Origin of the sequence: Streptomyces sp. NPDC101194 (assembly GCF_044767885.1) — a bacterium.
GTDB lineage: Bacteria > Actinomycetota > Actinomycetes > Streptomycetales > Streptomycetaceae > Streptomyces.
Genome location: NZ_JBIWOS010000004.1, coordinates 489,325 through 514,861, shown reverse-complemented (window position 1 = coordinate 514,861; position 25,537 = coordinate 489,325). Strand labels below are relative to the sequence as shown.

At 71.2% G+C, this 25,537-nt stretch carries 20 protein-coding genes and 1 pseudogene; 7 read left to right on the top strand and 14 right to left on the bottom strand.

What is annotated here, in order from left to right; translation table 11 throughout:
- Positions 1-148: 148 nt before the first annotated feature.
- The 6 genes from fbaA to ACIRP2_RS18930 all read right to left on the bottom strand — a co-directional run bounded on the left by fbaA (position 149) and on the right by ACIRP2_RS18930 (position 6,158).
- Positions 149-1,180, bottom strand: coding sequence for a class II fructose-bisphosphate aldolase (gene fbaA / locus ACIRP2_RS18955; RefSeq protein ID WP_404251618.1), 1,032 nt, complete (start codon positions 1,178-1,180; stop codon positions 149-151).
- Between the two features lie 212 nt (positions 1,181-1,392).
- Entirely contained in the window at positions 1,393-1,932 is a 540-nt protein-coding gene (pyrE, locus tag ACIRP2_RS18950) for an orotate phosphoribosyltransferase (protein ID WP_351084159.1), read from the bottom strand.
- A 59-nt stretch (positions 1,933-1,991) separates the two neighbouring features.
- Complete coding sequence (locus tag ACIRP2_RS18945; RefSeq protein ID WP_404251616.1) at positions 1,992-2,789, bottom strand: aldose 1-epimerase; 798 nt, start codon at positions 2,787-2,789, stop codon at positions 1,992-1,994.
- 22 nt (positions 2,790-2,811) lie between these two features.
- Positions 2,812-3,768, bottom strand: a complete 957-nt coding sequence (locus ACIRP2_RS18940; protein ID WP_404251614.1) for a carbon monoxide dehydrogenase — start codon at positions 3,766-3,768, stop codon at positions 2,812-2,814.
- Between the two features lie 184 nt (positions 3,769-3,952).
- Positions 3,953-5,551: a polyamine aminopropyltransferase gene (locus ACIRP2_RS18935; protein WP_404251612.1), complete on the bottom strand. Its 1,599-nt coding sequence runs from the start codon at positions 5,549-5,551 to the stop codon at positions 3,953-3,955.
- A gap of 85 nt (positions 5,552-5,636) precedes the next feature.
- Positions 5,637-6,158 carry a DUF2617 family protein gene (locus ACIRP2_RS18930; RefSeq protein WP_404251610.1) on the bottom strand — a complete coding sequence of 174 codons (522 nt, stop codon included), beginning with the start codon at positions 6,156-6,158 and terminating at the stop codon, positions 5,637-5,639.
- 877 nt (positions 6,159-7,035) lie between these two features.
- Here ACIRP2_RS18930 and ACIRP2_RS18925 point away from each other — a divergent pair.
- The 4 genes from ACIRP2_RS18925 to ACIRP2_RS18910 all read left to right on the top strand — a co-directional run bounded on the left by ACIRP2_RS18925 (position 7,036) and on the right by ACIRP2_RS18910 (position 11,065).
- On the top strand, positions 7,036-8,205 hold the full coding sequence (locus ACIRP2_RS18925) for a pyridoxal phosphate-dependent aminotransferase (protein WP_404251608.1): 1,170 nt from the start codon (positions 7,036-7,038) through the stop codon (positions 8,203-8,205).
- A 220-nt stretch (positions 8,206-8,425) separates the two neighbouring features.
- Positions 8,426-8,959 carry a hypothetical protein gene (locus ACIRP2_RS18920; RefSeq protein ID WP_404251606.1) on the top strand — a complete coding sequence of 178 codons (534 nt, stop codon included), beginning with the start codon at positions 8,426-8,428 and terminating at the stop codon, positions 8,957-8,959.
- A gap of 426 nt (positions 8,960-9,385) precedes the next feature.
- Positions 9,386-10,336: a LamG domain-containing protein gene (locus ACIRP2_RS18915; protein WP_404251604.1), complete on the top strand. Its 951-nt coding sequence runs from the start codon at positions 9,386-9,388 to the stop codon at positions 10,334-10,336.
- A gap of 144 nt (positions 10,337-10,480) precedes the next feature.
- The gene (locus ACIRP2_RS18910; RefSeq protein WP_404251602.1) at positions 10,481-11,065 is read left to right on the top strand and encodes a sigma-70 family RNA polymerase sigma factor; all 585 of its coding nucleotides are present in this window, start codon (positions 10,481-10,483) and stop codon (positions 11,063-11,065) included.
- Positions 11,066-11,068: 3 nt separating this feature from the next.
- Here the strand turns inward: ACIRP2_RS18910 and ACIRP2_RS18905 are convergent, their stop codons facing one another.
- Positions 11,069-12,046 (bottom strand): hypothetical protein, encoded by a 978-nt coding sequence (locus tag ACIRP2_RS18905; protein ID WP_404251600.1) that lies wholly within the window; start codon positions 12,044-12,046, stop codon positions 11,069-11,071.
- Positions 12,047-12,288: 242 nt separating this feature from the next.
- Here ACIRP2_RS18905 and ACIRP2_RS18900 point away from each other — a divergent pair.
- Both ACIRP2_RS18900 and ACIRP2_RS18895 read left to right on the top strand, forming a co-directional pair.
- Positions 12,289-14,670 (top strand): annotated as a pseudogene (locus tag ACIRP2_RS18900) (FtsK/SpoIIIE domain-containing protein); the annotation flags it as partial.
- 375 nt (positions 14,671-15,045) lie between these two features.
- On the top strand, positions 15,046-16,671 hold the full coding sequence (locus ACIRP2_RS18895) for an FtsK/SpoIIIE domain-containing protein (RefSeq protein ID WP_404251945.1): 1,626 nt from the start codon (positions 15,046-15,048) through the stop codon (positions 16,669-16,671).
- Between the two features lie 109 nt (positions 16,672-16,780).
- Here the strand turns inward: ACIRP2_RS18895 and ACIRP2_RS18890 are convergent, their stop codons facing one another.
- From ACIRP2_RS18890 to clpB, 7 genes are all read right to left on the bottom strand, one after another.
- Positions 16,781-18,031: a hypothetical protein gene (locus ACIRP2_RS18890; RefSeq protein WP_404251598.1), complete on the bottom strand. Its 1,251-nt coding sequence runs from the start codon at positions 18,029-18,031 to the stop codon at positions 16,781-16,783.
- 10 nt (positions 18,032-18,041) lie between these two features.
- On the bottom strand, positions 18,042-18,740 hold the full coding sequence (locus tag ACIRP2_RS18885; RefSeq protein WP_404251596.1) for a hypothetical protein: 699 nt from the start codon (positions 18,738-18,740) through the stop codon (positions 18,042-18,044).
- Between the two features lie 31 nt (positions 18,741-18,771).
- Positions 18,772-19,068 carry a hypothetical protein gene (locus ACIRP2_RS18880; RefSeq protein WP_404251594.1) on the bottom strand — a complete coding sequence of 99 codons (297 nt, stop codon included), beginning with the start codon at positions 19,066-19,068 and terminating at the stop codon, positions 18,772-18,774.
- Between the two features lie 71 nt (positions 19,069-19,139).
- A complete protein-coding gene (locus ACIRP2_RS18875; protein WP_404251592.1) occupies positions 19,140-19,439 on the bottom strand; it encodes a WXG100 family type VII secretion target in 300 nt (99 codons plus the stop codon).
- Positions 19,440-19,960: 521 nt separating this feature from the next.
- Positions 19,961-20,521 (bottom strand): YbjN domain-containing protein, encoded by a 561-nt coding sequence (locus ACIRP2_RS18870; RefSeq protein ID WP_404251590.1) that lies wholly within the window; start codon positions 20,519-20,521, stop codon positions 19,961-19,963.
- A gap of 71 nt (positions 20,522-20,592) precedes the next feature.
- Positions 20,593-21,858 carry an MFS transporter gene (locus ACIRP2_RS18865; RefSeq protein ID WP_404251588.1) on the bottom strand — a complete coding sequence of 422 codons (1,266 nt, stop codon included), beginning with the start codon at positions 21,856-21,858 and terminating at the stop codon, positions 20,593-20,595.
- A 379-nt stretch (positions 21,859-22,237) separates the two neighbouring features.
- Positions 22,238-24,838 (bottom strand): ATP-dependent chaperone ClpB, encoded by a 2,601-nt coding sequence (clpB, locus tag ACIRP2_RS18860; RefSeq protein ID WP_404251586.1) that lies wholly within the window; start codon positions 24,836-24,838, stop codon positions 22,238-22,240.
- Between the two features lie 249 nt (positions 24,839-25,087).
- Between clpB and ACIRP2_RS18855 the strand changes: the two genes are divergently transcribed.
- Positions 25,088-25,492, top strand: a complete 405-nt coding sequence (locus ACIRP2_RS18855; protein ID WP_404251584.1) for a pyridoxamine 5'-phosphate oxidase family protein — start codon at positions 25,088-25,090, stop codon at positions 25,490-25,492.
- Positions 25,493-25,537 lie beyond the last annotated feature (45 nt).

The window sequence follows — 25,537 nt, the reverse complement described above, 5'->3', positions numbered from 1 at the left end:
CGCCGGCGCGGCGGGGTGTTTCTGCGTGTTTTTCCTGAGCGTGGCGGCCGAAAAACCACCAACAACCCAACCCCCCCCCCCCCCCCCCGGGGGGGCCCCCCCCCCCCCCGCGCCCCCCCCCCCCCACGGCCGCGCTTCGTACCGGTGGCTACTTCAGCCGGGTGCCGGTGGACCGCAGGTTGGCGCAGGCCTCCGTGACGCGCTTGGCCATGCCCGCCTCGGCGGACTTGCCCCAGCTGCGCGGGTCGTAGACCTTCTTGTTGCCGACCTCGCCGTCGACCTTCAGCACACCGTCGTAGTTGCGGAACACGTGGTCCACGATCGGGCGGGTGAAGGCGTACTGGGTGTCGGTGTCGAGGTTCATCTTCACGACGCCGTTCTCCAGCGCGGTGACGATCTCCTGCTCGGTGGAGCCGGAGCCGCCGTGGAAGACGAAGTCGAAGGGCTGGCTGCCGGCCGCCTTGCCGTACTTGGCGGCGACGCCCTCCTGGAGGTCCTTCAGCAGCTCGGGACGGAGCACGACGTTGCCCGGCTTGTAGACGCCGTGGACGTTGCCGAAGGAGGCGGCCAGCAGGTAGCGGCCCTTCTCGCCCAGACCGAGCGCCTCGGCGGTGCGCAGCGCGTCGTCGACGGTCGTGTACAGCTCGTCGTTGATCTCGTGCGTGACGCCGTCCTCCTCACCGCCGGTCGGGGTGATCTCGACCTCAAGAATGATCTTGGCGGCGGCGGCCTTGGCGAGCAGCTCCTGGCCGATGGCCAGGTTGTCGGCGAGGGTCTCGGCCGAACCGTCCCACATGTGCGACTGGAACAGCGGGTTCTGGCCCTTGGCGACGCGCTCGGCGGAGATGTCGAGCAGCGGACGCACGTAACCGTCCAGCTTGTCCTTGGGGCAGTGGTCGGTGTGCAGCGCGACCGAGATGCCGTACTTGGCGGCGACGATGTGCGCGAACTCGGCGAGGGCGACGGCGCCCGTGACCATGTCCTTGCTGTACTGGCCGCCGAGGAACTCCGCCCCACCGGTGGAGATCTGGACGATGCCGTCGCTCTCCGCCTCCGCGAAGCCGCGCAGTGCAGCGTGCAGGGTCTGGGTCGACGTCACATTGATGGCCGGGTAGGCGAACTTGCCTGCCTTCGCCCGGTCGAGCATCTCGGCGTAGACCTCGGGGGTTGCGATGGGCATCTGACCGCTCCTTGGGATGTGCGGGTGTGCGTGCTGGTTCCCTGACCTGGGGGCGACGTCATCGTCGCCCCCATCTTCCCAGACTCTCGTTCCGGCTCCACCCTGCCCTTTCCCCCGGTACACGGACGAGCGATCGGCGGGCATGCGTCGAGGGCGGACCGTTTCACGTGAAACAGCGCGCCCTCGAAAGAAACCGCAGGTCAATCCCTACATCAGGCCAGATCGAGGTCCGCCACCGTGTATGCGTGCAGGTACGGGAGCCCGGCCTCGGCGATGGCCGGGGCCGCACCCCGCTCCACGATCGTGGCGACGGCGACGACCTCGCCACCGGCCTCGCGCACCGCCTCGACCGCCGTCAGCGGCGACCCCCCGGTCGTCGAGGTGTCCTCGACGACCAGGCAGCGGCGGCCCTTCACATCCGTGCCCTCGATGCGGCGCTGCATCCCGTGGGCCTTCTGCGCCTTGCGGACGACGAACGCGTCCAGCTCCTGCCCGCGCGCGGCGGAGGCGTGCAGCATCGAGGTGGCGACCGGGTCGGCACCCAGCGTCAGCCCGCCCACGCAGTCGTAGTCCAGTTCGGCGGTGATGTCGAGCATGACCTGACCGACCATCGGAGCGGCCTTGCCGTCCAGCGTGATGCGGCGCAGGTCGATGTACCAGTCGGCCTCAAGACCCGAGGAGAGGGTCACCTTGCCGTGTACCACGGCCTTGTCCTTGATCTGCTGGAGCAGCTCAGCACGTACGTCAGTCATGGCTACGAGCTTAAGGCGCGGGCCCCGGGGCCCGCGCCGGAGCCGGGGCCCGCGCCGGGTCAGAGCCTGCGCCAGCTCCAGGTCGACGCGATCTCCAGCGGTTCGATCGGGGTGACGTACCGGGGGTCGGTGTTCAGCCCGTTCGGCGGGCCGGACTGCGGCTCCACGCAGACCGCCTCGGCCTGCTCGTCGTAGATCACGACCCACTCGGCCCGGCTCTTCACGGTCAGCTCCAGCTGTTTTGGCCAGACGAGCGTCACGTCGACGCCGTCCGGCATCCCGAAGCAGTCGTCCCACGGACCGGGCAGCGGCGGGATGCGGCGGCCGGTCGGCAGATGGTTCTCGCCCCGCTCCTCCTGCCAGGCCGCGTCGAAGGCGATCTCCACGTTCTTCCCGCCGCCGATGTCCCGCAGGAACCAGGGGTGCCAGCCGGCCTGTGCCGGGAACGAGTCCCCGTACGTCTCGATGCCGAACGCGAGCGTCAGCGAGTCCTCCGCCAGCTCGAAGGTCTGGGTCACCCGGCCCGGATACGGCCACGGGTCGGCGAGATCGTAGTAGAAGGAGGCCTCCCGCTCGCCCACCCGGGCGGTGCTCCAGACGGTGTCCCTGCCGGTGCCGTGAATGGCGTGCGGCGGGGAGTTCAGCGGCAACCGGTGCTGGACGTCGCCGTTGTGGAAGAGCCCGTTCTCGGTGCGCCCGCACCACGGGACCATCGGGAAGCAGCCGTACCGCTCCCCCTGCCGCAGCAGTTCGGTACCACCGATGCGCAGACTGCTGATGCGACAGCCGTTGGCGGGGTTCACGGTCAACTCTGCGTCGCCGACGGACAGCCGGACGTCCTTCTCGCTGCTACTCACCGGAACGACATTACTGGCGACACTACCTGCGCCGCCGCAATGCGCGGCTCACCACGACGGCTGACGCGAGCGCGAGCGCGGCGGCGGGGGCGACCCAGCGCAGTGTGACGCCCGCGGTGGTCGAATCGGGTGACGGAACCGGCGCGTACCTGCCGCGCGGCGGCGCGTGGTCGACCTCCTCGGCGCTGCGGCCGATCATGGTGCGCCGGGCGTGCGCCGCCTCGGCCGGGGGGCCGTCGGGGACGCTGAACTCCGCGTCCGCCATGGGGTCGAGCGACGACGGAGGCACGGGGGCCTCGAAGACGGAGCCCGTGCCCGGGGGCTTCTCGGCGGAGGGTGACTCGTCCGCGGCGGCGTCGCGCTCGGGCGGGGTGTCGTCCGTGTCGTCGGCGGCCTCCGGCCCGGAGCTCCGGGCGGTGGCCGCGCCGGTCGCGTCGGCCTCCTCGGCCGCCTCCTCGATCGCCTGCTCCACCGCTTCCCCGACGGACCGCTCGGCGTCGCCGAGTGCCTTGTTGCCCGCGGCAGCGCCTTCCGCCAGCGTCTCCGTCACCAGTTGCTGCGCGAAGCGGTCCAGCAGTCGGTGGGCCGCCGCCAGCGCCGCCGCCGGGTCCAGCTCCAGGAGGCGGCCGTCACCGCTCGCCGTACCCGCGAAGCCGATCGCCGTGCCGCCGTCCTTCTCTGTCAGGGTGACCGTCAGCGTCAGTTTCGCCGAGCCGGTTCCCCTGGCCTCGACGCCCTCGCCCGCCACCAGGATCCCGCCCCCGTCCGGACCGTCCTGCGCGGAGGCGGTGAGCCGCAGCACGCCCCGGTACGTGATCGTGTGGCCGTCGACCCGGATCCTGAGCCGACCGGACAGCGGACCGGCGGACTCGTCGGCGTCCCGCTGAAGCCCCGGTACGCAGCGCGCGACGCGGGCGGGATCGCCCAGCGTCCGCCGCAGGGACGGGGCCGGAACCGGAACGAACACCTCATGCTCCATGGAAACCGAGCCTACTCAGCCCCGGCCGTCCCGTCAGCGGTTCCACGTCATGCCGGGGGTCCGAGGCCCCTCGGCGCTTTCGCCGGCCTTCGGTGGTTCCGCGTCACGGCCGCGCTTTCGCATGACATCGGCGTTTCCCGGGCCCGTCAGCCGTTCGGCTCCGCGGCGCCGCCGGGCGGCCGGCTCACCGGTCCTCCCAGTACCGCGGATGCACCAGCGTCGACGGCAGCAGCCCGCCCGGCCGGGCGCTCTCCGCCTCCCGGCCCGCGCGCACCAGCGAGGACCGCGTGAGCGACCGGAGCGTCGGCGCCCGCGGGGAGAGCCGGAGCGCGGGCTTCTGGGCCGTGCCGGCGAGGACGAAACCCCAGCCGTCCTCGGCCTGCGCCCGGTGCGTGGCCCGGTCGGGGCCGGCCGCGAAGTCGGAGAGCCGGCCGCTGATCCGGTACGGACGGGTGTGCAGGCCCGCCGCCCTCATCGACGCCTCCACCGTCCAGTACGTATGCGGCCGGGTGACCGGCGGACCCCCGTGCACGACCAGTCGGCCGCCCGGGGCGAGGGCCTCGGCCACCAGGCCGTAGAACTCCGCCGAATAGAGCTTCGTGCTGGTGGAGATACCGGGGTCGGGCAGATCGGAGATCACCACGTCGTAGCCGCCGTGCGCGGCCCGCAGCCAGTTGAAGGCGTCCGCGTTGACGACGGTCAGCCGGGGATCGCTGAACGCGTGGCCGTTCAGCGCCGAGAGCGCGCGGTCGGTACGGGCCAACCGGGTGACGCCGGGATCCAGCTCGACGAGGGTGACGCGGCGTACGTCCCGATAGCGCAGCACCTCCCGCGCGGCAAGGCCGTCGCCGCCGCCCAGGATCAGCACGCGGGCGCGCGGCCCGTTCATCGCCGGGTGCACCAGCGCCTCGTGGTAGCGGTACTCGTCGCGCGCGCTGACCCGCAGCCGCCCGTCCAGATACAGATCCAGCGAGCTGCGGCCCGCCCCCGTCAGCACGATCTCCTGGACCCCGGTCTGCAGCGCGACCCGCACCCCGTCCCCGTACACCGCGCGCCGTGCCGCCCGCTCGAAGTCGTCGACCAGCGCGGTGGCGACGGCGAGCACGGCGATCACGGCCACGTTGACGAGGACCAGCAGCCACCGGGAGCGCGGGGTGAGGTCCCGCCGGAACACCCACAGCACCAGCGCCCCGCCCGCCGCCGCGTTGACCGCGCCGGTGAACAGCGCCCCGGTGAGCTGTCCGAGCATCGGCAGCAGCAGGAAGGGGAATGCCAGTCCGCCGACCAGCGCACCCACGTAGTCGGCGGCGAAGAGGTCCGCGACGGCCCCGCCCGCGTCCTGCCGGTCGACACGCTGGATCAGCGTCATCAGCAACGGGATCTCCGCTCCGATCAGGACGCCGATCGCGAGCGAGAACCCCACCAGTGCGTACCGCGACTCCCCGATCCACGCGAACGTCGCGTACAGCACGAGCGCCGAGGAGCCGCCGACGAGCGCGAGCACCGCCTCGATCAGCCCGAACCCGACTGCGGCTCGGCTGCGTAAACGTTTCGCGAGGAGCGAGCCGACGCCCATCGCGAACACCATCACGGAGAGCACGACGGACGCCTGGGTGACGGAATCACCGATCAAGTAGGAAGCGAGCGCCACCAGTTCGAGCTCGTACACCAGACCGCAGGCGGCACAGACGAAGACAGCCGCCAGTACGAGACACCGGCCGGTCCTCGGTCGTACGGGAAGGCATGCCGCGCTCCCCCGCAGCGACACCTGCTGGTCGATCATGAGGCGAACGCTACGTCACGACGGAGTTGCCGCCTGTCACCCACAAGGGTGCAAGTGGCGTGCTCACACCGGAGTTGGTCCCGCGTCAGAGTGCTGCCGCCGGCATCCGCACGCCCACCCGGGTGCGCGTCACCACCAGCTGCCCCTCCTGCGGGTATGCGTGCCAGGTGCGCCACCGCACCTGCCCCTCCGTCCGCTGGGCGAGCATGGCGGTGAAGGCGTGCGGGCTGCCGGGAAACGTTCCGGCGAGGCCTTGGGGATGGTCGGTCACGAGCGCGAGGAGCTCCTGGGCGCGCCCCGCGAACGAGCCCGCCGAGAGTGTCTCGACGCGCGCCGCGAATTCGTACTCCCACTCGCCGAGCCGCTTGGCGACACCCAGCGGCAGCGGTGTGCTGCTGCCGGGGATGCACGCCACGGTTTCGGAACAGGTGCCGCGGTTCTCTTCGAGCAGCACCTGATGGGAGGCGCCGAGCAGACGCATCTGAAGTCGGGCACCGGCGAGATCGAGGTCGAGCACGGCCAGGGCGGGGAGGGGTTCGCGCCCCAGCGCCCAGGCCAAATCGGCAGCACGGGTGTCGGAATAGGCAGTCTGGAGGGTCGTGAGCATGAGTCGGCTCCGCAAACAAGCATGGACGCATGGACAGGGGACGCCTCCGACGTGCTGCACGTGGGAGGTGGTGAGGCGCCCGATCAGGTCCAACTCAGGTCCGAGGGCTGGAAGTTCTCTCCACCGAGGGAATCACGAAGTAAGCCGCGTCCACAGTGTTTTTACCCAACTTGACGTGGTTTCCATCCCCTCGGGGGCCCCTCGGTTCATCTGTTCACCGGACTCTCGCGGAAAGCCCCAACAAAAAGGTGCCCGGCGGGAGTTCACCCGCCGGGCACCTGTGGGGCACCGGACCGCCCGGGTCCGGCACCGGGCATGTGGCCCTGCCCGGTCACGGATCAGCTGCCCCGTGTCAGCTGCCTCCGCCGCATCCGCCCCCGCCGCACGAGGAACCGCCACCGCACGAGGAGTGTCCACCGCCGCACGAGTGCCCCCCGGAGTGACCGCCGCACGAGTGGCCTCCGGAGTGACCGCCCGAGCCACCGCCGGAGTGGCTGCCCGAGCTGCCGCCGGAGTGACTTCCGGAGTGGCTGCCCGAGCTGCCGCCGACGCTTCCGCAGGACGAGCCACCGCCGCCGTCACCGCCACCGGCCCACCAGCTGCCACCCGCGGCGCTGCCGCCGGCACCCCGCCGCGCACCGCGTGCGCGCGCCTTCTTCTTGTTCCCGGCCCTCGTCACGAGCGAGACGACCAGTCCGATCACGGCCACCGCGATCACCACTGCGACAAAAGTCCTCACGGCCTCAGGTCCTTCCGTTCCCCCGAAGCGGGATCCCCCCGCTTCCATGCGCTTCCCGCGTGAATGGGGGATGCCCCCGGCTCCGTTCGGCCAAAGCAGACTTGAGCAACTCCAGAGCTTCCGCGCAGGATGGCGGCCATGACCCAGGGACGACCGCTGCTCAACCCCCGCCTCGCCGAGTTCGGCACGACGATCTTCGCGGAGATGTCGGCGCTTGCCGTACGGACCGGCTCCATCAACCTCGGCCAGGGCTTCCCCGACACCGACGGCCCCGAAGAGATCCGCGAGGCCGCCGTACAGGCCCTGCGGGACGGGAAGGGCAACCAGTACCCGCCCGGCCCGGGGGTTCCGGAACTGCGCGCCGCGATCTCCGACCACCAGCGGCGCTTCTACGACCTCCTCTTCGACCCCGACACGGACGTCCTGGTCACCGCGGGGGCGACGGAAGCGATCGCCGCGACCATGCTCGCGTTGTTGGAGCCCGGCGACGAGGTGATCGCCTTCGAGCCCTTCTACGACTCCTACGCCGCCTGCGTCGCGATGGCCGGAGCGAAGCGGGTGCCCCTGACCCTGCGCGCCCCGTCCTTCCGCCCGGACCTGGACGAACTGCGGTCCAGGATCACGCCGCGCACCCGCCTCCTGCTCCTCAACACGCCGCACAACCCGACCGGCACGGTCCTCACCGCCGAAGAGCAGAGCGCCATCGCCGCACTCGCCGTCGAACACGACCTGCTCGTCGTCACCGACGAGGTGTACGAGCACCTGGTCTACGAGGGCGCGCACCGCCCCCTCGCGGCCCTGCCCGGCATGCGCGAGCGCACCGTCTCCATCTCGTCCGCCGGCAAGACCTTCTCGTACACCGGATGGAAGGTCGGCTGGGTCACGGCGGACGCCCCGCTCGTCGCCGCCGTCCGGACGGCCAAGCAGTACCTGACCTATGTCAGCGCGGGCCCCTTCCAGTACGCGATCGCCGAAGCGCTGCGCCTGCCGGACACATACTTCGACGGCTTCCGCGCCGACCTGCGGCGCAAGCGCGACCTGCTCGGCGACGGGCTGCGCGGGGCCGGGTTCGAGGTCTACGAACCCCAGGGCACGTACTTCATCACCACGGACATCTCCCCCTTCGGCGAGAAGGACGCCTACGTCTTCTGCCGCGCCCTCCCCGAACGCTGCGGCGTCGTCGCCGTCCCCAATTCCGTCTTCTACGACACCCCCGACGCGGGCCGCAGCCAGGTCCGCTTCACCTTCTGCAAGGGCGACGACGTCCTTCACGAGGCGGTCGGCCGCCTGCGGCGACTGGCGTCCTGAACCCGCGCGGCGATGCGCCCATGCCGCCCGAACCTCACAACTCACCACATTCCACTGCCCCGGAGGCATCGCCGCATCTCCCGACGCACGGGCGCGCATTCAGGGGCGGACAGGTCCGTGTCCCACAGGCCTGTCACAACTTGACGGTACTCAGAACCACTTCCGGATCCGACGCGTGATCACCAGTGACACACCTATGCCGCACCTCCTGAGGACATTCATGACGCGCAGATGGCTGCTCATCACCACGATCGCCGCATTGACCGTCGCGCTGGCCTTCGTCGTCGTCCAACTGGTGCGCGGCCAGGACTCCGGGAAGGAACAGGCCGAGGCGAAACCGGGCAAGGCGAAACCGGCCGCGTCGAGCCCGACCGACGAGAAGAGGAACAGCGACGGCCCCGTCCCGGCCGGCTACCTCGGCACCTGGTCCGGCTCCATCGACAACGCCGCGGGCCGCTCCACCCGGCAACTCGTCATCAAGCAGGGCACGGTCGGCCGGCCCGTACTCACCCTCACCGCGGACGGCCCGCTCGACAACGGCGGCTCCTACCACTGCGTCTTCACGGCGGGCCTGGCCTCGGAACCGACCCCGAACGGACCCGTCGAGATCGGACCCTCCGCCGTCGCCGTCGGCGAACCCATGTCGTCCTGCACCCCGGGAAAGGCCACCACACTGACCTTGCTCCCGAACGGAACCCTGAGCCGGGAAACACCGGAAACCGGCGAAAAGCTCACCTACACCAAGACCGACTGATCAACCCAGCAACACGAATACCGTACTCAGCAACAACAAAACATGGACGAACCCGCCGGACCCCGCCGGCGGAAAGCGCCACACCGGCCGCCAGGTCCGGCCCGTCAGGGCCGGGACCGGCATGTAACCGATCCGGTCCGCACGCGCGTTCAGCACGGCCACCTCACCGGGCCGGGACGTGCGGGCCGCGCTCCCGGCCGGGGAAGGACGCGGACGCCGGCGACCGCGTCGTGAACATTCGGGAACGGTTGGCGGACGATGCGCCCACATCGCCGGAACGTCAGAACTCCCCATGTTCCACTGCCCCCGGACAAGGCGTCACCGCACCTCCCGGCGCACGGGCGCACTTCCAGGGACCAACAGGTCCGCTGCCTCACAGACCTGTCACAACTTGACGGCACACCGAACCACTTCCGGATCCGACGCGTGATCACCAGTGACATATTTATGCCGCACCTCCTGAGGACATTCATGACGCGCAGATGGGCGCTTATCACCACGATCACCGCATTGACCGTCGCGCTGGCCTTCGTCGTCGTCCAACTGGTGCGCGGCCAGGACTCCGGGAAGGTACAAACCGAGGCGAAACCGGCCGCGCCGAGCCCATCCGCGTCGCAACCGGCCACGCCGAAACCGTCCGCGTCGAAACCGGCCACGCCGAAACCGTCCGCGTCGAGCCCGTCCGCGCCCAACCCGCCCGCGCCCAATCCGCCCGCACCCAACCCGCCCGCGGCGAAATCGGGTGGTGACGCCGAGTCGCTGCAGGGCCTCGGCTGGTGGCCCCTGCACCGGTCCGGCACCGCGAAGGCCGGCGAGCAGGACGCCGTGGTCAGCGGCGGCACGCAGTGGACCGACGGCCCCGAGGGCGGCGCCTTGCATCTGGACGGCACCAGCGGATACGCGGACTCCAACACCCGGCTCGACACCGTGGGCAAGGACTACTCGGTCGCCGCGCGGGTGCGCCTCACCCCCCAGGGCATGACCGGCATGCGCACCGCTGTGTCCCAGGACGGCGACGGGGTCAGCACCTTCTTCCTCCAGCACTCCGACCAGGACGGAAACTTCGCATTCAGTTTCTTCGGTACCCGTACGGTCGCGGAGACGCCCGAGAAGCCGCAGCCCGGCCGCTGGTACCACCTGACCGGCACGTACAGTCAGAAGGACCACCGGATGCAGCTCTACGTGGACGGCCGGCTCGCGGGAACCAGGGTGGCCTCCAACGGCGTGAAGCCCACTGGCACTGTGGTGATCGGACGAGCCAGGTTCAATGGGAAGGCGTCCGACTACTGGAACGGTGACATCGCCGACGTGCATCTCTACAACCGGGAGTTGACGTCCCGTGAGGTGGCGTCGCTTTCCTCTCGCGAACCGGGCTGACCGGCGTTGACGGGGGCAAGTTCACCGCCGCCGCAGGCTGACGGGCGCCGCACGGGCGCACGGCGGCTCGCGGCGGCGCCTGCCGGTTGTCCCGCAGCCGGCCGAACCCGCCTTCCCCACAGACGACCGGAGAGGAAAAGGCCCTTGTCGGCCAGTGCTTCGACCGAAGACCGAACACCCTTCCCCCGCACCACGGAACCCAGCCCCGACGAGTTCCTCAGAGCGCTCTACCACTTCCACGGCAGCGCCTTGCTGCAGTTCGCCGCACGGCGGCTGGAAGGCGACTGGCACCGCGCCGAGGACGTCCTCCAGGAAGTCGCGATACGCGCCTGGCGGCACGCCGGGGAACTCGACCCGACCGCGGATTCGGTGCGGCCCTGGCTGTTCACCGTGCTGCGCAATCTCGTCATCGACGGCCACCGGGCCCGCCAGGCCAGGCCACTGGAGACCGGTGACCCCGAACTCGCCCACCTGCCGATCTCCGACGGTGTGGACCACATACTCACCTCCGAGGTGCTCATCGACGCGTTGCGGGACCTGCGGCCGGCACAGCGCGAGGTCCTGCTGCACGTGCACTACCTGGGACGCAGCGTCAACCAGACGGCCGAGGTCCTCGGCGTGCCGCCGGGCACGGTCAAGTCGCGGACGTACTACGCCGCCCGCGCCCTGCGCGAGGCGCTGAACAGCCGCGGGCTGTACCCGGGCGGCCTGGACCGCGAGGCCGGATGAGACCTACGACCTCCCCCGCGATCGTTGTGCCAGACGTCCCGCGTGTCGGTTGATCTCCAAACCGAGCGGCCCCGTGTCGAGCGATCCGCCCGCATCGACACTCCAGCGCCACCCCGTGGGTGCCTCGCCGACCACCAGCAGCGCGTCCCCGCGCCGCAGACCGGCCAGTGCCCCCTCCCGTCGCGGGAGCTGCGAGGCGTCCACGACGAACAGGTGCGGCGCCTCGCCCTGGACGGCGATCCGGCTGCTGCCCTCGATCAGCCGGAAGATCTGGGTGACGTCGGGTGAGCCGGGCTCCGGCGCTCCCGTACCCGCCGACGCTGCCACCGTGGCGAACGCCTCCTCCAGGCTGGCCGCGCTGTGCAGACGCGAGGTCCGCGGCTCGTCGCCGGAAAGGAGCCGGCCGTCGGCCAGGGATCCCACCAGCGTGACCTCGGCGAGCGCCCCCACCGGGCCGGCGAGCGCCTCGGTGACGACGGCCCGCACCAGGCTGTGCACCTCCTTGTCCGGACCCGTCACCGAGACGGGCCCCGCCGCCCGGGAGAGGTCGACCAGCACGCGGTCGGGTCCGTCCACGCCCACCGTCACCGTCAGCGCGTACGGCAGGGCCGGTTCGCCCTCCGGGCCGGGGCGGTGCAGATCGTCGGGCGAGATCGTCCAGCGCTCGCCGTCCGCCTCGACGGTCCAGGGCGCGGGGGCGGCCTCCTCGGCCCCGGCCAGCAGCAGTGCGAGCCGCTTCTCGGAGTAGACGACGGCGTACAGGTCGGGCAGCGACCGGCCGGAGCGCAGGCATTCGCCCGTCAGCCGGCGCAGGCCCGCATTGACCACGTCCAGCGACTCCCGGCCCACGACGGCCGCCGAGGCGGCGACGGGCTTCGGCGGGCGGGGCCGGCGGGGCCGACGTCGCTCGGTGACGATCAGCGCGGCCACCGCCCCGATCAGCGCCAGCCCCAGCACCACGGCCAGGACGTACCAGATCATCTTCTGACTCCTTGTCGGGACGCCCCGGCGGCGGAGCCGGGACGGTCGAGAACGAGGGCGGCACAGTCGCTGCGCCGTGCACCCGATGGCCACTACGGCGCCCGTCGGCAGATGGTTCACCGGTGCGCCGGGTGAACCATCCGCGGACGGGGGCCGTAGGTCCCGTCAGTGGCACGGGAGTCGCCGAGTGCGGCTGCCGAGGCCCCCATTCACGTCGGCTGGAGGACGTTCTCGTGTCGTTGATGTTGACCGTGGTCGAGGAGGGCGGTGACGCGTTCGACGTCCACCTCGACGCCGACCCCGACACGCCCGTGCGCGCTGTCGCGGAGGCGCTGGCCGGGGCAGGAGGCGTCGAACAGCCCCCGGAGGGCCTCGGCCTGTACGCCGACGACCGGCTGCTGCCCGCCGATATGCGGCTGCGCGACGCGCCGCTGCACCACGCGGCCATCGTGGGCCTGGGCCGCCCGGCGGGCACCGCGTCGGCCGAACCGCACGGGCTGGTGGAGGTCCGTGCGGTCGGCGGGACCGGCGCGGGCGCCGTGCACCGGCTCGACATGGGCGAGTACCGGATCGGGCTGGCCCACGACGGGACCGCCCAGGTGCTGCGCGCCGTACCGGACCGTCCGTTCGCCGTCCTGGCGGTGGGCCCCCAAGGACGCTGCCGTATCACGCCCGACGCCTCCGCGAAGGACGGCGGCACCCTGCAGCTGGACCGCGAGGACCTCGCCGAGGCGACCGCCTGGCCGGCCGGCGCACAGCTCCTCGTCGGAGACAGCCTGCTCGAACTCGCCCTCCCGCAGAAGCCGGACGCGGCCGTGCAGCCCTCGGAGGACGGCACCGGCTGGGACTACAACCGGCCGCCGCGGCTGCGGCCGGCCGAGACCGCCACCCGCTTCACCCTGCCCTCCCCGCCCGCCCCGCCCGCCCCCCGGCCGCTCCCGTGGATCACCGCGGCGGCCCCGCTGGTGATGGCGGGGGCCGGGGCGCTGATTTTCGGCCGCATGTCGATGCTGCTGTTCGGGCTGCTCTCCCCGGTCGCGATCCTCGGCAACTACCTGATGAGCCGGCGCACCGGGCGCCAGTCCCACTCCGACAGCGTCGCCGCCTACGAGGAGAAGAAGGCACGCATCGAGGGCGACGCGGCGAAGGCCCTGGCGGACGAACGCACCGCCCGGCGCCGCGGCTTCCCGGACCCGGCCGAGGTCGTCCTGACCGCCGTCGGCCCCCGGCGCCGCCTGTGGGAACGCCGTACCTCGGACGCCGACTTCCTCGAACTGCGCATCGGAACCGCCGATCTGGCGTCCGACGTGGTGCTCCAGGACCCGACGAAGGACGAACACCGCCGCGAGGACCCGCGGATCGCGTACGACGTCCCGGTGACCGTTCCGCTGCGCGAGCACGACGTCCTGGGCATCGCCGGCGAGGGCCCGGCCGCGCGCGCCGTGGCGCGCTGGGCGGTCGCCCAGGCCGCCGTCCTGCACAGCCCCCGCGACCTCCAGATCCATCTGCTGACGACCGGCGAACGGGGCCGGGACGGCTGGTCCTGGCTGCGCTGGCTGCCGCACGTGCGCAAGAAGTCCGGCGACACGCCGGCCAACATCGGCTACGGCACGGAGACCTGCGCCCGACGGGTCGCCGAACTCACCGCACTGATCGTCGAGCGCGCCGGACGGGCGGACCGGCGGAACCGGCCCGCCGGGCCCGACGTGCTCGTCATCCTCGACGGAGCCCGCAGGCTGCGTTCGCTGCCCGGTGTGGCGCAGATCCTGCGCGACGGACCGGCCGTCGGCGTCCGCGCGGTCTGCCTGGACGCCGAGGAGCGGCTGCTGCCCGAGGAATGCCACGCCGTCGTCGCCGAGGAGCCCGGCGGAACCGTACGGGTGGGACGCTCCGGCAGGGGCACCGTCGGGGGCATCCGGCCCGACGCGGTGTCCCTGGACTGGTGCCGTTCGCTGGCCCGCGCGATGGGCCCGCTGCGGGACCCGGGCGGGGCCGACGAGGAGGCCGCGGTGCTTCCCGGCTCCGCGCGGCTGCTCGACGTCCTCGCGCTCGACCCGCCGCAGGCCGCCGGCATCCGGGCGCGCTGGACGGCCGGCGGCCGCTCGACCCGGGCGGCCGTCGGCGTCTCCCTGGACGGCCCGTTCCACCTGGACCTGCGGCGCGACGGCCCGCACGGGCTGGTCGCCGGCACCACCGGCTCCGGCAAGTCCGAACTCCTCCAGACACTGGTCGCCTCGCTGGCGGTGGCGAACCGTCCGGACGCGATGACGTTCGTCCTGGTCGACTACAAGGGCGGCTCCGCGTTCAAGGACTGCGTGGACCTGCCGCACACCGTCGGCATGGTCACCGACCTCGACGCCCACCTCGTCGAGCGGGCCCTGGTGTCGCTGACGGCGGAACTCACCCGGCGCGAGCACATCCTCGCCGCGGCCGGCGCCAAGGACATCGAGGACTACGTCGAGCTGCTGGAGCGCAACCCGGCGGGCCGCGCGCCGATGCCCCGGCTGCTCATCGTCATCGACGAGTTCGCCTCGATGGTGCGCGACCTGCCGGACTTCGTGAAGGGTCTGGTCAACATCGCCCAGCGGGGCCGCAGCCTCGGCATCCACCTGATCCTGGCGACGCAGCGTCCCAGCGGCGTCGTCTCCTCGGAGATCCGCGCCAACACCAACCTGCGCATCGCGCTCCGGGTGACGGACGCCGGCGAGAGCCAGGACGTCCTCAACTCCCCCGAGGCCGCCGGGATCTCGCAGGGCACCCCCGGTCGCGCCTATGTGCGCCTGGGCCAGAACTCCCTCGTGCCGTTCCAGTCCGGACGGGTCGGCGGCCGTCGGCCCGGTGCCGCGGCGACCTCGCTGCCGACCCCCTGGGTGGTGCCGGTCGGCTGGGAACGGCTCGGCGAGCCGCTCCCGGCGCGGCCCCGGGGCGCGGCCGTACCCGCCGAGGTGGAGACCGACCTCACCGGGCTCGTCGCGGCGATCCGCGAGGCGGACCGGGAGATGGGCATCCCCGCGCAGCACAGCCCCTGGCTCCCGCCGCTGCCCGAGGTGCTGGTCACCGGCGAACTGCCGGCGCCCCCGCCCTCGGACTACGACCTCGCGCCCGTCGCGTACGGCGTGGTGGACCTGCCCGCACAACAGGCCCGGCTGCCCCTGGTGATCGACCCGGCGACGCTCGGGCACCTGCACATCATCGGCTCGCCCCGGCAGGGCAGGTCGCAGACGCTGCGCACCATCGCCGGCACGCTGGCCTTCGCCCATTCGCCGGACCGGCTGCACATGTACGGCATCGACTGCGGCAACGGCGCGCTGCTGCCCATCGAGGGACTGCCGCACTGCGGAGCGATCACCCAGCGCACCCAGCCCGACCGGGTGGCCCGGCTGCTCGCCCGGCTGACCGGGGAGCTGAGCCGGCGCCAGGAGATGCTCGCCGCCCGCGGCAGCGCCGACCTGCCGGAGCTTCGCCGCGCCCTGCCGGAGGCCGAACGGCCGCCGCACATCCTGCTGTTCATCGACCGGTGGGAGGTCTTCGACAAGCAGCTCGGCGAGTACGACTCCGGGAACCTGCTGAACTCCGTGCTGACCCTGCTCCGGGACGGCGCGAGCGTCGGCATCCACCTGGTGATGACCGGGGACCGGGCGCTGTTCTCCAGCCGGGTCAACGGCTCCACCGAGGACAAGCTCGTGCTGAAGCTGAACGAGAAGTCCGAGTACGGGATGATCGGCATCACCCAGCGCAACGTGCCCGACGAGATCCCGCCGGGCCGCGCGTTCCGTGCCGCCGACAAGGCCGAGGTGCAGATCGCGCTCCTCACGGACAACCCGGAGGGCCAGGCGCAGGCCGCGGCGCTCCAGCAGATCGCCGAGTACTGCCGCGAGCGCGCGGCCCAACTGCCGGACTCCACCCGGCCGTTCCGCGTCGACACCCTGCCGGACCGGCTCACCTGGGAGGAGGCGACCCGGTACGTGCCGCAGCCGCTGCCGTCCGCGCGGTGGGCCCTGTCCGGTGTCGGCGGCGACGAACTCAGCGCGTTCGGACCGGACTTCGCCATCACGCCGACCTTCCTCGTCGCCGGACCCGCCCGCTCCGGCCGCAGCACCGTCCTGGCGACGCTGGCACTGTCGCTGCTGTCGAACGGGACGCCCGTCGTCGTCGGCGCGCCCGCCAGGTCACCGTTGCGCGAACTCGCCGGACGGGCCGGGGTTCTCGCGGTCTTCGACGAGGCCGACATCGACCCCACCGCGCTGGAGGAGGCGCTGGCGTCCTCGCAGCAGGGGGCCGTGGTGATCCTGGACGACGCCGACCTGCTGCTGAAGACGAAGGCCGAGCCCGTCCTCACCCAGATCGCCAAGTCCGGTGCCGAGAACGGCCGGGGCCTGGTGATCTCCGGGCAGACCGACCGGCTCTCCTCCGGCTTCTCCGGCTGGCACACCGAGGCCCGCCGCAACCGGTGCGGTCTGCTGCTGAAGCCGCAGAACATGAGCGACGGCGAACTGATCGGCGTCAAGGTGCCTCGCAGCCGCCTCGGCGCGACCCGCCCGGGGCGGGCGATCCTGCATCTGGGCGACGGCGTGCTGCGCACCGTCCAGGTCCCGGAGACGGTGCTTCCGCCGGCCGGGGGCTGAGCGCCTGTGCGGGGGTTCCCACACCTGCTCTGAGGTCCCACGGAAGAGGGCTCCCGCCCCGGCGACGGCCGGTGCGGGAGCCCTCACGCATGACGGGACGCGGCCCGGATCAGGTCGATCCCTCCACATAGCTGGGGTCGTGCACGATCGTGCTCTGCGTCCCGTTGGGGACGGCGCCGTTGATCGCCCAGGCGAGGCCGCCCAGCCCGATGAGGTTCGAGCTCTGGTCGATCCACCCCGCCGTCTTCGTCCAGATGTTGGTGAGGCCCGGCAGCTGCTTCAGGACGTCCGGTGTCTTCAACACCCCACCGGGGATGTTCTTCAGCAGGTTCGCGACCAGGTCGCCCGGGTTCTTGAACCCGGTGAACGCCTTGATGGTGGGGATCACGCTCTTGATGTTGATCTGGATCGCCTTGAGATCGCTCGTGACGGTCTTGAGGGTGTTCGCGATCCCGCCCAGATTGGCGATCTTGATCAGGCCGACACCGCCGAGCACCAGCCCCAGGCCGCTGAGGACCATGTCGAGCACGTCCCACTCGCCCGATTGAATACTGTCGACGATGTTCATGATGAAGGGGATGGCAGCGGTGACCAGACTGGCGATCGTCAGGATGAGTCCCAGGCCCTGCAATCCGGGGATGAGCATGGCGATGATGCCCAGGGCGGCGCTGATGAAGCCGAGCACCTTCTTGAAGATGTCCTTGATCTTCTCCCACAGGCTCTTGCCCGGGACCGCCTCGCTCGTCGCCTCGTCCAGGGCGCGGGCCGCCGTCGAGGCGTCCGTCTCGCGCAACTCCCGCGCGTCCTCGGCGAGCATGCGGGCGGCGTCGAGGTCCCGCTGGGCGGTGTCGACGTCCCCCTGCGCCACGGACTGGTCGTGCCGGGCATTCTCCATCGCCTGCCGCGCACTGCGCCGGGCCGCCTCGTCGTCCGGCGGGGGCGGGTCCGCCGTGTCCAGGCCGCTGATCACGGACCCCGCCGCGGCGGCGGCATCGGTGGCCCGCTGCAGCCGCTCCTTGGCGTCCCGCCCTTCGACCAGGGCGTTGTCGGCCTTGCGCTGATGGTCCCCCAGCTGGTCGGAGTACGTGTCCAGGGCGCGGGCCGCCTTGTCGTACGAACTCTGCAGCTTCTCCACCTGATTGGCCAGGTCCCCGAGTTTGTTCCGGAGTTTGTCCATGGCCTTGCCCTCGCCGAGCTGGCTGTTCTTCAGACCCCTGACGATGGGGAGCGCCTGGTCCGCGTCGTCGGCGACGGACCGGTACTGGCCCGCGAGCTTCGCGAGCATCTCCGCATCGCCCGGAGTCGGGTCGTCCGAGAACCCGAAGACCGTCTCCCAGTCGGACACCGCTGGCCGCGCCATTGCCGCGCCCTCACTTTCCGTTCTCGTCCGTGCCCTGCGGGCTCTGTGCGGCCGGCACAGCCGTGCCCTTGCTCTCGACTTCCACGAAGCGCAGCGTCCCCGCGATGGCGTCGAACACCTCGAAGAACTGGTCCTTGAGGTCCACATTGGGCGTGGAGCTGGAGACCAGCAGGTATTCCCGGCGGTTCGGGATCGGGAACAGCGTGTGCAGCAGCGCCGTACGGATCGGCGTTCCCTTGTAGTCGATGTCCTCGATCGAGGCGATCCGCCCGACCGGTCCGACGCCCGGAAGCTCCAGCAGATCCACCTCGCGCGGCGGGTACCCGCTGCTCTGCGGGTCCCCGGCCTGCATGCTCGCCCCGAACAGCACCTCGGCCAGATCCGCCGACTGGTCCTCCGGCACGGGCATCCGCAGCACGACGGAGGTGGCGCTGAGCATCGCGTCCCCGCCGGGGAACCTGACCATCCCCGCCGCCTCGAGCGCCCCCCGGGCGTAGGCCTCGCGGGCGGTCCGGCGGGTGTCGCGGATCAGGCCGTCGAGCCGCTCGCGGGAGAGCTGCGGAACTCCCTTCGCCTGGTGCTCGATACGGCGGCGGATGGACGCGTCCCGGGTGCTCGGGTCGAGGTCCAGATACCACCAGGAGCCGGGGTAGCGCAGCTTGTAGTGCGCGGGCGCCCCCGTGGCCCGGTCCGTGACCGGATGCGTCATGACGCATGTCCCTTCTGCCAGCAGGCTTTCGTCAGGTCTTCTTGGAGTCGTCCAGCGTCTTGACGGTCTCGTCGTCCGTCTGCGTGAAGGCATCGGAGATCTTCTTCGTGTTCTCGGAGAAGACCTTCACGTTGTCCTGCACCTTTTCGTGGCCCTTGCCCCATGCGTGGTCGAAGTCGGCGAGGGAGTCGGCGAGCCTCGAATCGCCCACATCGCTCTTCGATCCGACATCGCTGAGCCGCGCGGTGTTGTTGATCCGCTCCCCGATGTCCTCAAGTGACTTGACCGTCTCGTTCAGGTCCTCAAGGGGGACGTCGATGCGGGTCATCGGTTCCTCCTCTCTCCGGCCGCCGCCGCCCGGTCCCGCCGCAGAAGGGCGGGACCGGGCACGAGGGCACGTCAGCCGATGGCGCCGGACGTCTGGTCGTCGGTGTCGACGAACGCGTCGGCGACCTGCTTGATGAACTCGCTGACGCCCTGCAGGCCCTCGATCGCCTTCTCGGTGCCGTTCTTGTACTCCTCCCAGAACGGACGGAACTTGGTCTCGGAACCCGGCGTCGAGTAGGCCGCCTCGACCATCTCGTCCATCTTGGTGTTGGCCTCGTGGAGGCTCTGCTGCATCAGTTCCTTCTGGTGCTGCAGCCAGGTCGACGCCTCCCGCATCTCTTCCGGGCTGATCTTGATGTTGCCGCCGGCCATGTCGGTTCCTTCTCTCGTTTCGGGTCGCCGCGGTCGCTGAGCCGCGCACACCGGGCTGTACGGGGCACCCGGCGGAGCGGTTCATGCCTGTTGCTGAACGGTGACGAAAGTGGCGGGCCGACGCCCTGATCAGGCCTGCGACCGGCCCCCATGACATGCAACGGCGCACCTCCGGGGCCGGGGTGACGCTCCCTCACCGAACCGGACGGCAGCGCGACGGGGGGTGCGGCCCGCCGGACGCCGGACGCCGGACGCCGGACGCCGGACGCCGAAGAGGCTCACCCTCATGTCCCGTGGCAAGGTGCCGGAAGCCGCGATTCCGGACGTCCCCCGGCAGGCGGTCCCGGCCGGGCCGCTTCCGTGTGCGGCTCCACGGTTTCCGGCGGGCCCGCGACGCCGCGCCGGCCTTTCTCCTGTCGTGGTCGGCGGTCGGGCCGGGCCGTGGGCGGAACGCGGCCCGGCCCGGGGCGGCGGTCGTGGAGACCGTCGCCCCGGGCCGGGGTGTCGCTGCTGTGCCGGACTCAGGCGTCCGGAGCGGCCGGCTCGTCGCCGTCCGTCTTCTCCTCGGCGGGCGTCAGGCCCAGACGCTCCTGCAGCCACTTGTCGAACTCGATCGAGGCGCGGACCCAGCTGACCGTCGACGAGACGAAGTGCTCCAGGCTGACACCCGTACCGATGAGCATCTGCGCCTCACCGATCAGACGGACCGAGACCTCGGTCTCCTCCGAGCCCTCCTCGGGCTCGTGGGTGTGCGTGTAGACCTTCGGCCACAGGGTGCGGCGGTTCCAGTCGTCGATCGCGTCGAGGAGGACCGGACGCTGGTCCGCGGTGTGCGGGCGGTCGTAGAACGTACGGACCGAGAAGACCTGCTGCTCGTCCTCGCCGCGGAACATGAAGTACGTGCGGAAGTCCTCCCACGGCGCCGCGAGGTCGCCCTCGTCGTCGACGACGTACTTCAGCTCCATCTGTTCGAGGAGCTGCTTGACGAGGTCCTGGTCAGGGACAACGGGGCCCTCGGGTCCTGCCGCCTGCGGTTCGGGCTGGCCCCCGAAATTGGGAATCGAGGACGGATCGATAGACATCGCTGGGTACTCCTGTGGATCGCACGTGGTTTCCTGCCGACGACCCTAGCCGCGTTTCGCCGCCAGAGGGTCTACGCCCTCCGGGGAATCGTTCCCGCATCGGCTTCGCGCGCCCGTGACCAGGCGACGGCGACCGGGATCGCGCACAGCACTCCGAGGAGTCCGGACGCGCCGATGGTGTTCGCCGACGACCCGGACAGCTCCGCTGCCAGGCCCCCCAGGGCGACGCCGACCCCCTGCATGGCGATGAGTCCCGACCTCGCGAGCCCCAGCGCCTGACCACGCCGGTCGGCCGGGGTCAGGAGCACGAAGGTGGCCCCGGCGGTGATCTGATAGGCGGAGCACACCCCCGACACCAGCAGCAGGAGCACGGCCCCGCCTACGCCGGGACCGAGCCAGTAGACGAGCAGCGGCAGATTCGCGGCGATCGCCAACGGCCCGAGCAGGCGGCGGCGCCGCTCGTCCCCGACCTGGGCCCGCCCCAGCAGGGCTGCCCCCAACACCATTCCCGCCGGATGCGCGGCAAGCAGGAGTCCCACCGAGGAGGCGCCGCCGCCGGCCTCGTCCGCGAAGGGGGCGGCCAGCCCTTCCGGCAGGACGACGAACCCCGCCAGCCACCCCAGCGCGAGCAGCGACCGCAGCCTGCGGTCCGACCAGATCAGCACGGCCGCACCGCCGACCTGAGCGCCGAGCCGCGTCTTCTTGTCGTCGGCACTCGCCGCGGGGCGGGCCTGCACGCCGAACCTGACCAGGATCGCCGAGAGAAGGAACGTCACCGCGTTCACACCCAGCGAGAGATGGCTGCCCAGCCACGCGGCCAGCACCCCTCCACCGGCGAAGCCGACCAGCTGTCCGACCTGGTGAGTGATCTGCATGACCCGCTGGCCGCGCTCGTAGCGCTGCTCGCCGAGCACGGTCGGCAGCAGTGCGCCCTGTGCGGCGCCGAAGGGTGCCTCGGCCAGTTGCGCCAGCACCAGCAGCCCGGCCAGCAGCGGCAACGGCGTCCCGGGCAGGGCCATCAGCCCGACCAGCACCATCCGCACCAGGTCGCATCCGATCATGACCGTACGCCGGGGGAAACGGTCCGCCAGACCGGACAGAAGGACACCGGACAGCAGAGCGGGCAAGGTGGTCAGCGCGTACGTCGCCGCGGTCCATCCTGGCGAGTCGGTGCGTTCGAACACGAGCAACGACAGGGCCACGCGCGCCAACTGGTCGCCCAGGATCGACTGAGCGTAAGCAGCCCAAAGGGTACGGAATTCGCCAAGGTGAAAGAGATTGTCAGATCTGGGCTTTTTGGGCCCCGGTTTTATCTCATCGCCTATCTGCTCGTTCATGCCGGCACGCTACCGGCTGCCGAATTCGGCCTCTAATCCTCCTTGTAGGCAGGTCACGACCGGCACCCCGAGGTGTCCTGATTGTTCGCGTGCCCCTGGGCGGGCGCTTCGGGCGCCCGCGCGGATGCCCCTTGTCAGAGGCGGGCGGTACGGCCCGGGACGGAGCAGGACGACCCGATCCCGCACCCTGACGCGAAGCGATGCGTTTGGCTCGATATCGATGTTGAACAATGGATCACCGATGGCGGCGACCAATTTTCCGTTCTCCCGAAATCACCGCAATTCTTCGTCGATCGCACCGCGGCGCAGACGAAGAGTCCCCGGCCGGGACACGCGGTCCTCCGGCCGGGGACACGACATCGAACAGGCCGTGCGCCGTCTACAAGGTCTTCCCCGAGGTCGCGGGCCCGACGAGCAGGCCGTCGCCGACCCGGTCCACCCGAACGGTGTCCCCGTCCTTGACCTCGCCCGCGAGGATCTCCTTCGCGAGCCGGTCGCCGATCGACGTCTGGATGAGCCGGCGCAGCGGCCGGGCTCCGTACGCCGGGTCGTTGCCCTCCTCGGCCAGCCAGGCCAGGGCGGCCGGGGTGACGTCGAGGGTGAGCCGACGTTCGGCCAGGCGCCCGGCGAGCCGGTCGATCTGGAGCCTCGCGATGTGCGAGAGCTCGTCGCCGGACAGCGCGGAGAAGACCACCAGGTCGTCGAGCCGGTTGAGGAACTCCGGCTTGAACGAGGCCCGTACGACCTCCAGGACCTGCTGCTTCTTCACCTCGGGCTCGGCCAGGGGGTCCATCAGGAACTGGCTGCCGAGGTTGGAGGTCAGGATCAGGATGGTGTTGCGGAAGTCGACCGTCCGCCCCTGTCCGTCGGTGAGCCGGCCGTCGTCCAGGACCTGGAGCAGGATGTCGAAGACCTCGGGGTGGGCCTTCTCGACCTCGTCCAGCAGCACCACGCTGTACGGGCGGCGGCGGACCGCCTCCGTGAGCTGGCCGCCCTCCTCGTAGCCGACGTATCCGGGCGGAGCGCCGACGAGCCGCGCGACGCTGTGCTTCTCTCCGTACTCACTCATGTCGATGCGGACCATGGCCCGCTCGTCGTCGAACAGGAAGTCCGCGAGCGCCTTCGCGAGCTCCGTCTTGCCGACACCGGTCGGACCGAGGAAGAGGAACGATCCGGTGGGCCGGTCGGGGTCGGCGATTCCGGCGCGGGTTCGGCGCACCGCGTCCGACACCGCGCGCACGGCCTCGGTCTGCCCGATGAGGCGCTTGCCCAGCTCGCCCTCCATGCGGAGCAGCTTCTGGGTCTCGCCCTCCAGCAGGCGCCCGGCCGGGATGCCGGTCCAGGAGCCGACGACATCGGCGATGTCGTCCGGGCCGACCTCCTCCTTCACCATCGTGTCCTTGGCGGCCTCCTGCTCGGCCTCGGACGCCTCCGCCAGCTCCCGTTCCAGGCCGGGGATCTCCCCGTACAGCAGCTTGGAGGCGGTGTCGAAGTCGCCGTCGCGCTGGGCGCGTTCGGCCTGGCCGTGCAGTTCGTCGAGGCGTTCCTTCAGCTCACCGACGCGGTTGAGGCCCTGCTTCTCCTTCTCCCAGCGGGCGGTGAGACCGCGCAGCTCCTCCTCCTTGTCGGCGAGGTCGCGGCGGAGCTTCTCCAGGCGCTGCCTGGAGCCGGGGTCGGTCTCGTTCTTGAGGGCCAGCTCCTCCATGTGGAGGCGGTCGACGGCGCGCTGGAGCTCGTCGATCTCGACGGGCGAGGAGTCGATCTCCATGCGCAGCCTGGACGCCGCCTCGTCGACCAGGTCGATGGCCTTGTCGGGGAGGAAGCGGGAGGTGATGTAGCGGTCGGACAGGGTCGCGGCGGCCACCAGGGCGGAGTCCGCGATGGAGACCTTGTGGTGGGCCTCGTAACGGCCCTTGAGGCCGCGCAGGATCGCGATGGTGTCCTCGACGCTCGGCTCCGCCACCAGCACCTGCTGGAAGCGGCGCTCCAGGGCGGGGTCCTTCTCGATCCGCTCGCGGTACTCGTCGAGCGTCGTCGCGCCGACCATGCGGAGCTCGCCGCGGGCCAGCATCGGCTTGAGCATGTTGCCGGCGTCCATGGCGGAGTCGCCGCCGGCGCCCGCGCCGACGACGGTGTGCAGCTCGTCGATGAAGGTGATGATCTGCCCGTCGCTCTCCTTGATCTCGGAGAGGACGGTCTTCAGCCGTTCCTCGAACTCGCCGCGGTACTTCGCGCCCGCGACCATCGCGCCGAGGTCGAGCGAGACGAGCCGCTTGTTCCGCAGGGACTCGGGGACGTCGCCCTTGACGATGCGCTGGGCGAGCCCCTCCACGACGGCCGTCTTGCCGACGCCGGGCTCGCCGATGAGCACGGGGTTGTTCTTGGTCCGGCGGGACAGGACCTGGACGACGCGGCGGATCTCCTGGTCGCGTCCGATGACCGGGTCGAGCTTGCCCTCGCGCGCGGCCGCCGTGAAGTCCGTACCGAATTTCTCCAGGGCCTTGTACTGACCCTCCGGGTCGGGTGTGGTCACCCGGCGCCCTCCCCTGTTCTTCTCGAACGCGTCCAGCAGCCTCTTCGCACTGGCCCCCTGATCACTCAGGATCTCACCGGCCCGGCCGCCCACGGCGGCGATGCCGATCAGCAGGTGCTCGGTGGAGATGTAGTCGTCGCCGAGCTCCTTCGCGCGCTGCGCGGCGTCCGCGATGACGGCGAGCAGCTCGCGGTTGGGCTGCGGCGGGGCGACGGTCGACCCGGTGACGCTGGGCTGCGCGCCCAGGAGCCGCTCGGTCTCGCTGCGTACGACGAGCTGGTCGGCCTCGACGGAGGCGAGCAGGTCGATGATGTTCTCGTTGTCCTCGCCCGCGAGCAGCGCGAGGAGCAGATGCCCGGGGGTCAGGTCGGGGTGCCCGTCCTTCACGGCCCTGTTGGTGGCCGCGTTGATGGCGTCACGGCTCTTGTTGGTCAGCTCTGCGTCCACGTGCGCTCTCTCCTCCTTGCGATGACCGGTCTCTCCACAACAGTGACTAGGTCAACGTGCACAAAGTTGAGTCTATTCCACTCAACCTCACTTCACACCTGTCCGTCACCCCTGTCGCGGCCGCCCCCGCCCTGCCCGGGGCCCGTGCCCCGGGCCCTCGGCCCTCCGCGGCCCACCTCCGTCCCGAGTCAACCGGCCGGACCGGACCCACGCCACCGCAGGGGTCGGCGCGCTGCCTACGCTGCCTCCATGGCAGTCGACGTGACGAACCCCGATCCCGAGTACCTCGCGTTCTGGCGCGAGCACCACCTGTGCACCCTGACCACTCCCCGCCCCGACGGCACACCGCACGTGGTGCCGGTGGGCGTGACGTACGACCCCGACGCGGGGCTCGCCCGGATCATCGCCAACAAGAACAGCAACAAGGTCGCCAACATCCTGGCCGCGGGCCCGGACGGCGCCAGGGTCGCGGTCTGCCAGGTCGACCGGCGCCGCTGGGCGACGCTGGAGGGCCGGGCGACGGTGCGCACGGAGGCGGACGCGGTCGCCGACGCGGTACGCCGCTACGCGGAACGCTACAAGCGCACGCCGACGCCCAAGCCGGACCGCGTCGTCATAGAGATCGCCCTGGACCGGGCGCTCGGCAGGGCGTGAGGGGAACCGCCGGAACTCCGGGCAGCGCAGGACCCCGGGCGGCGC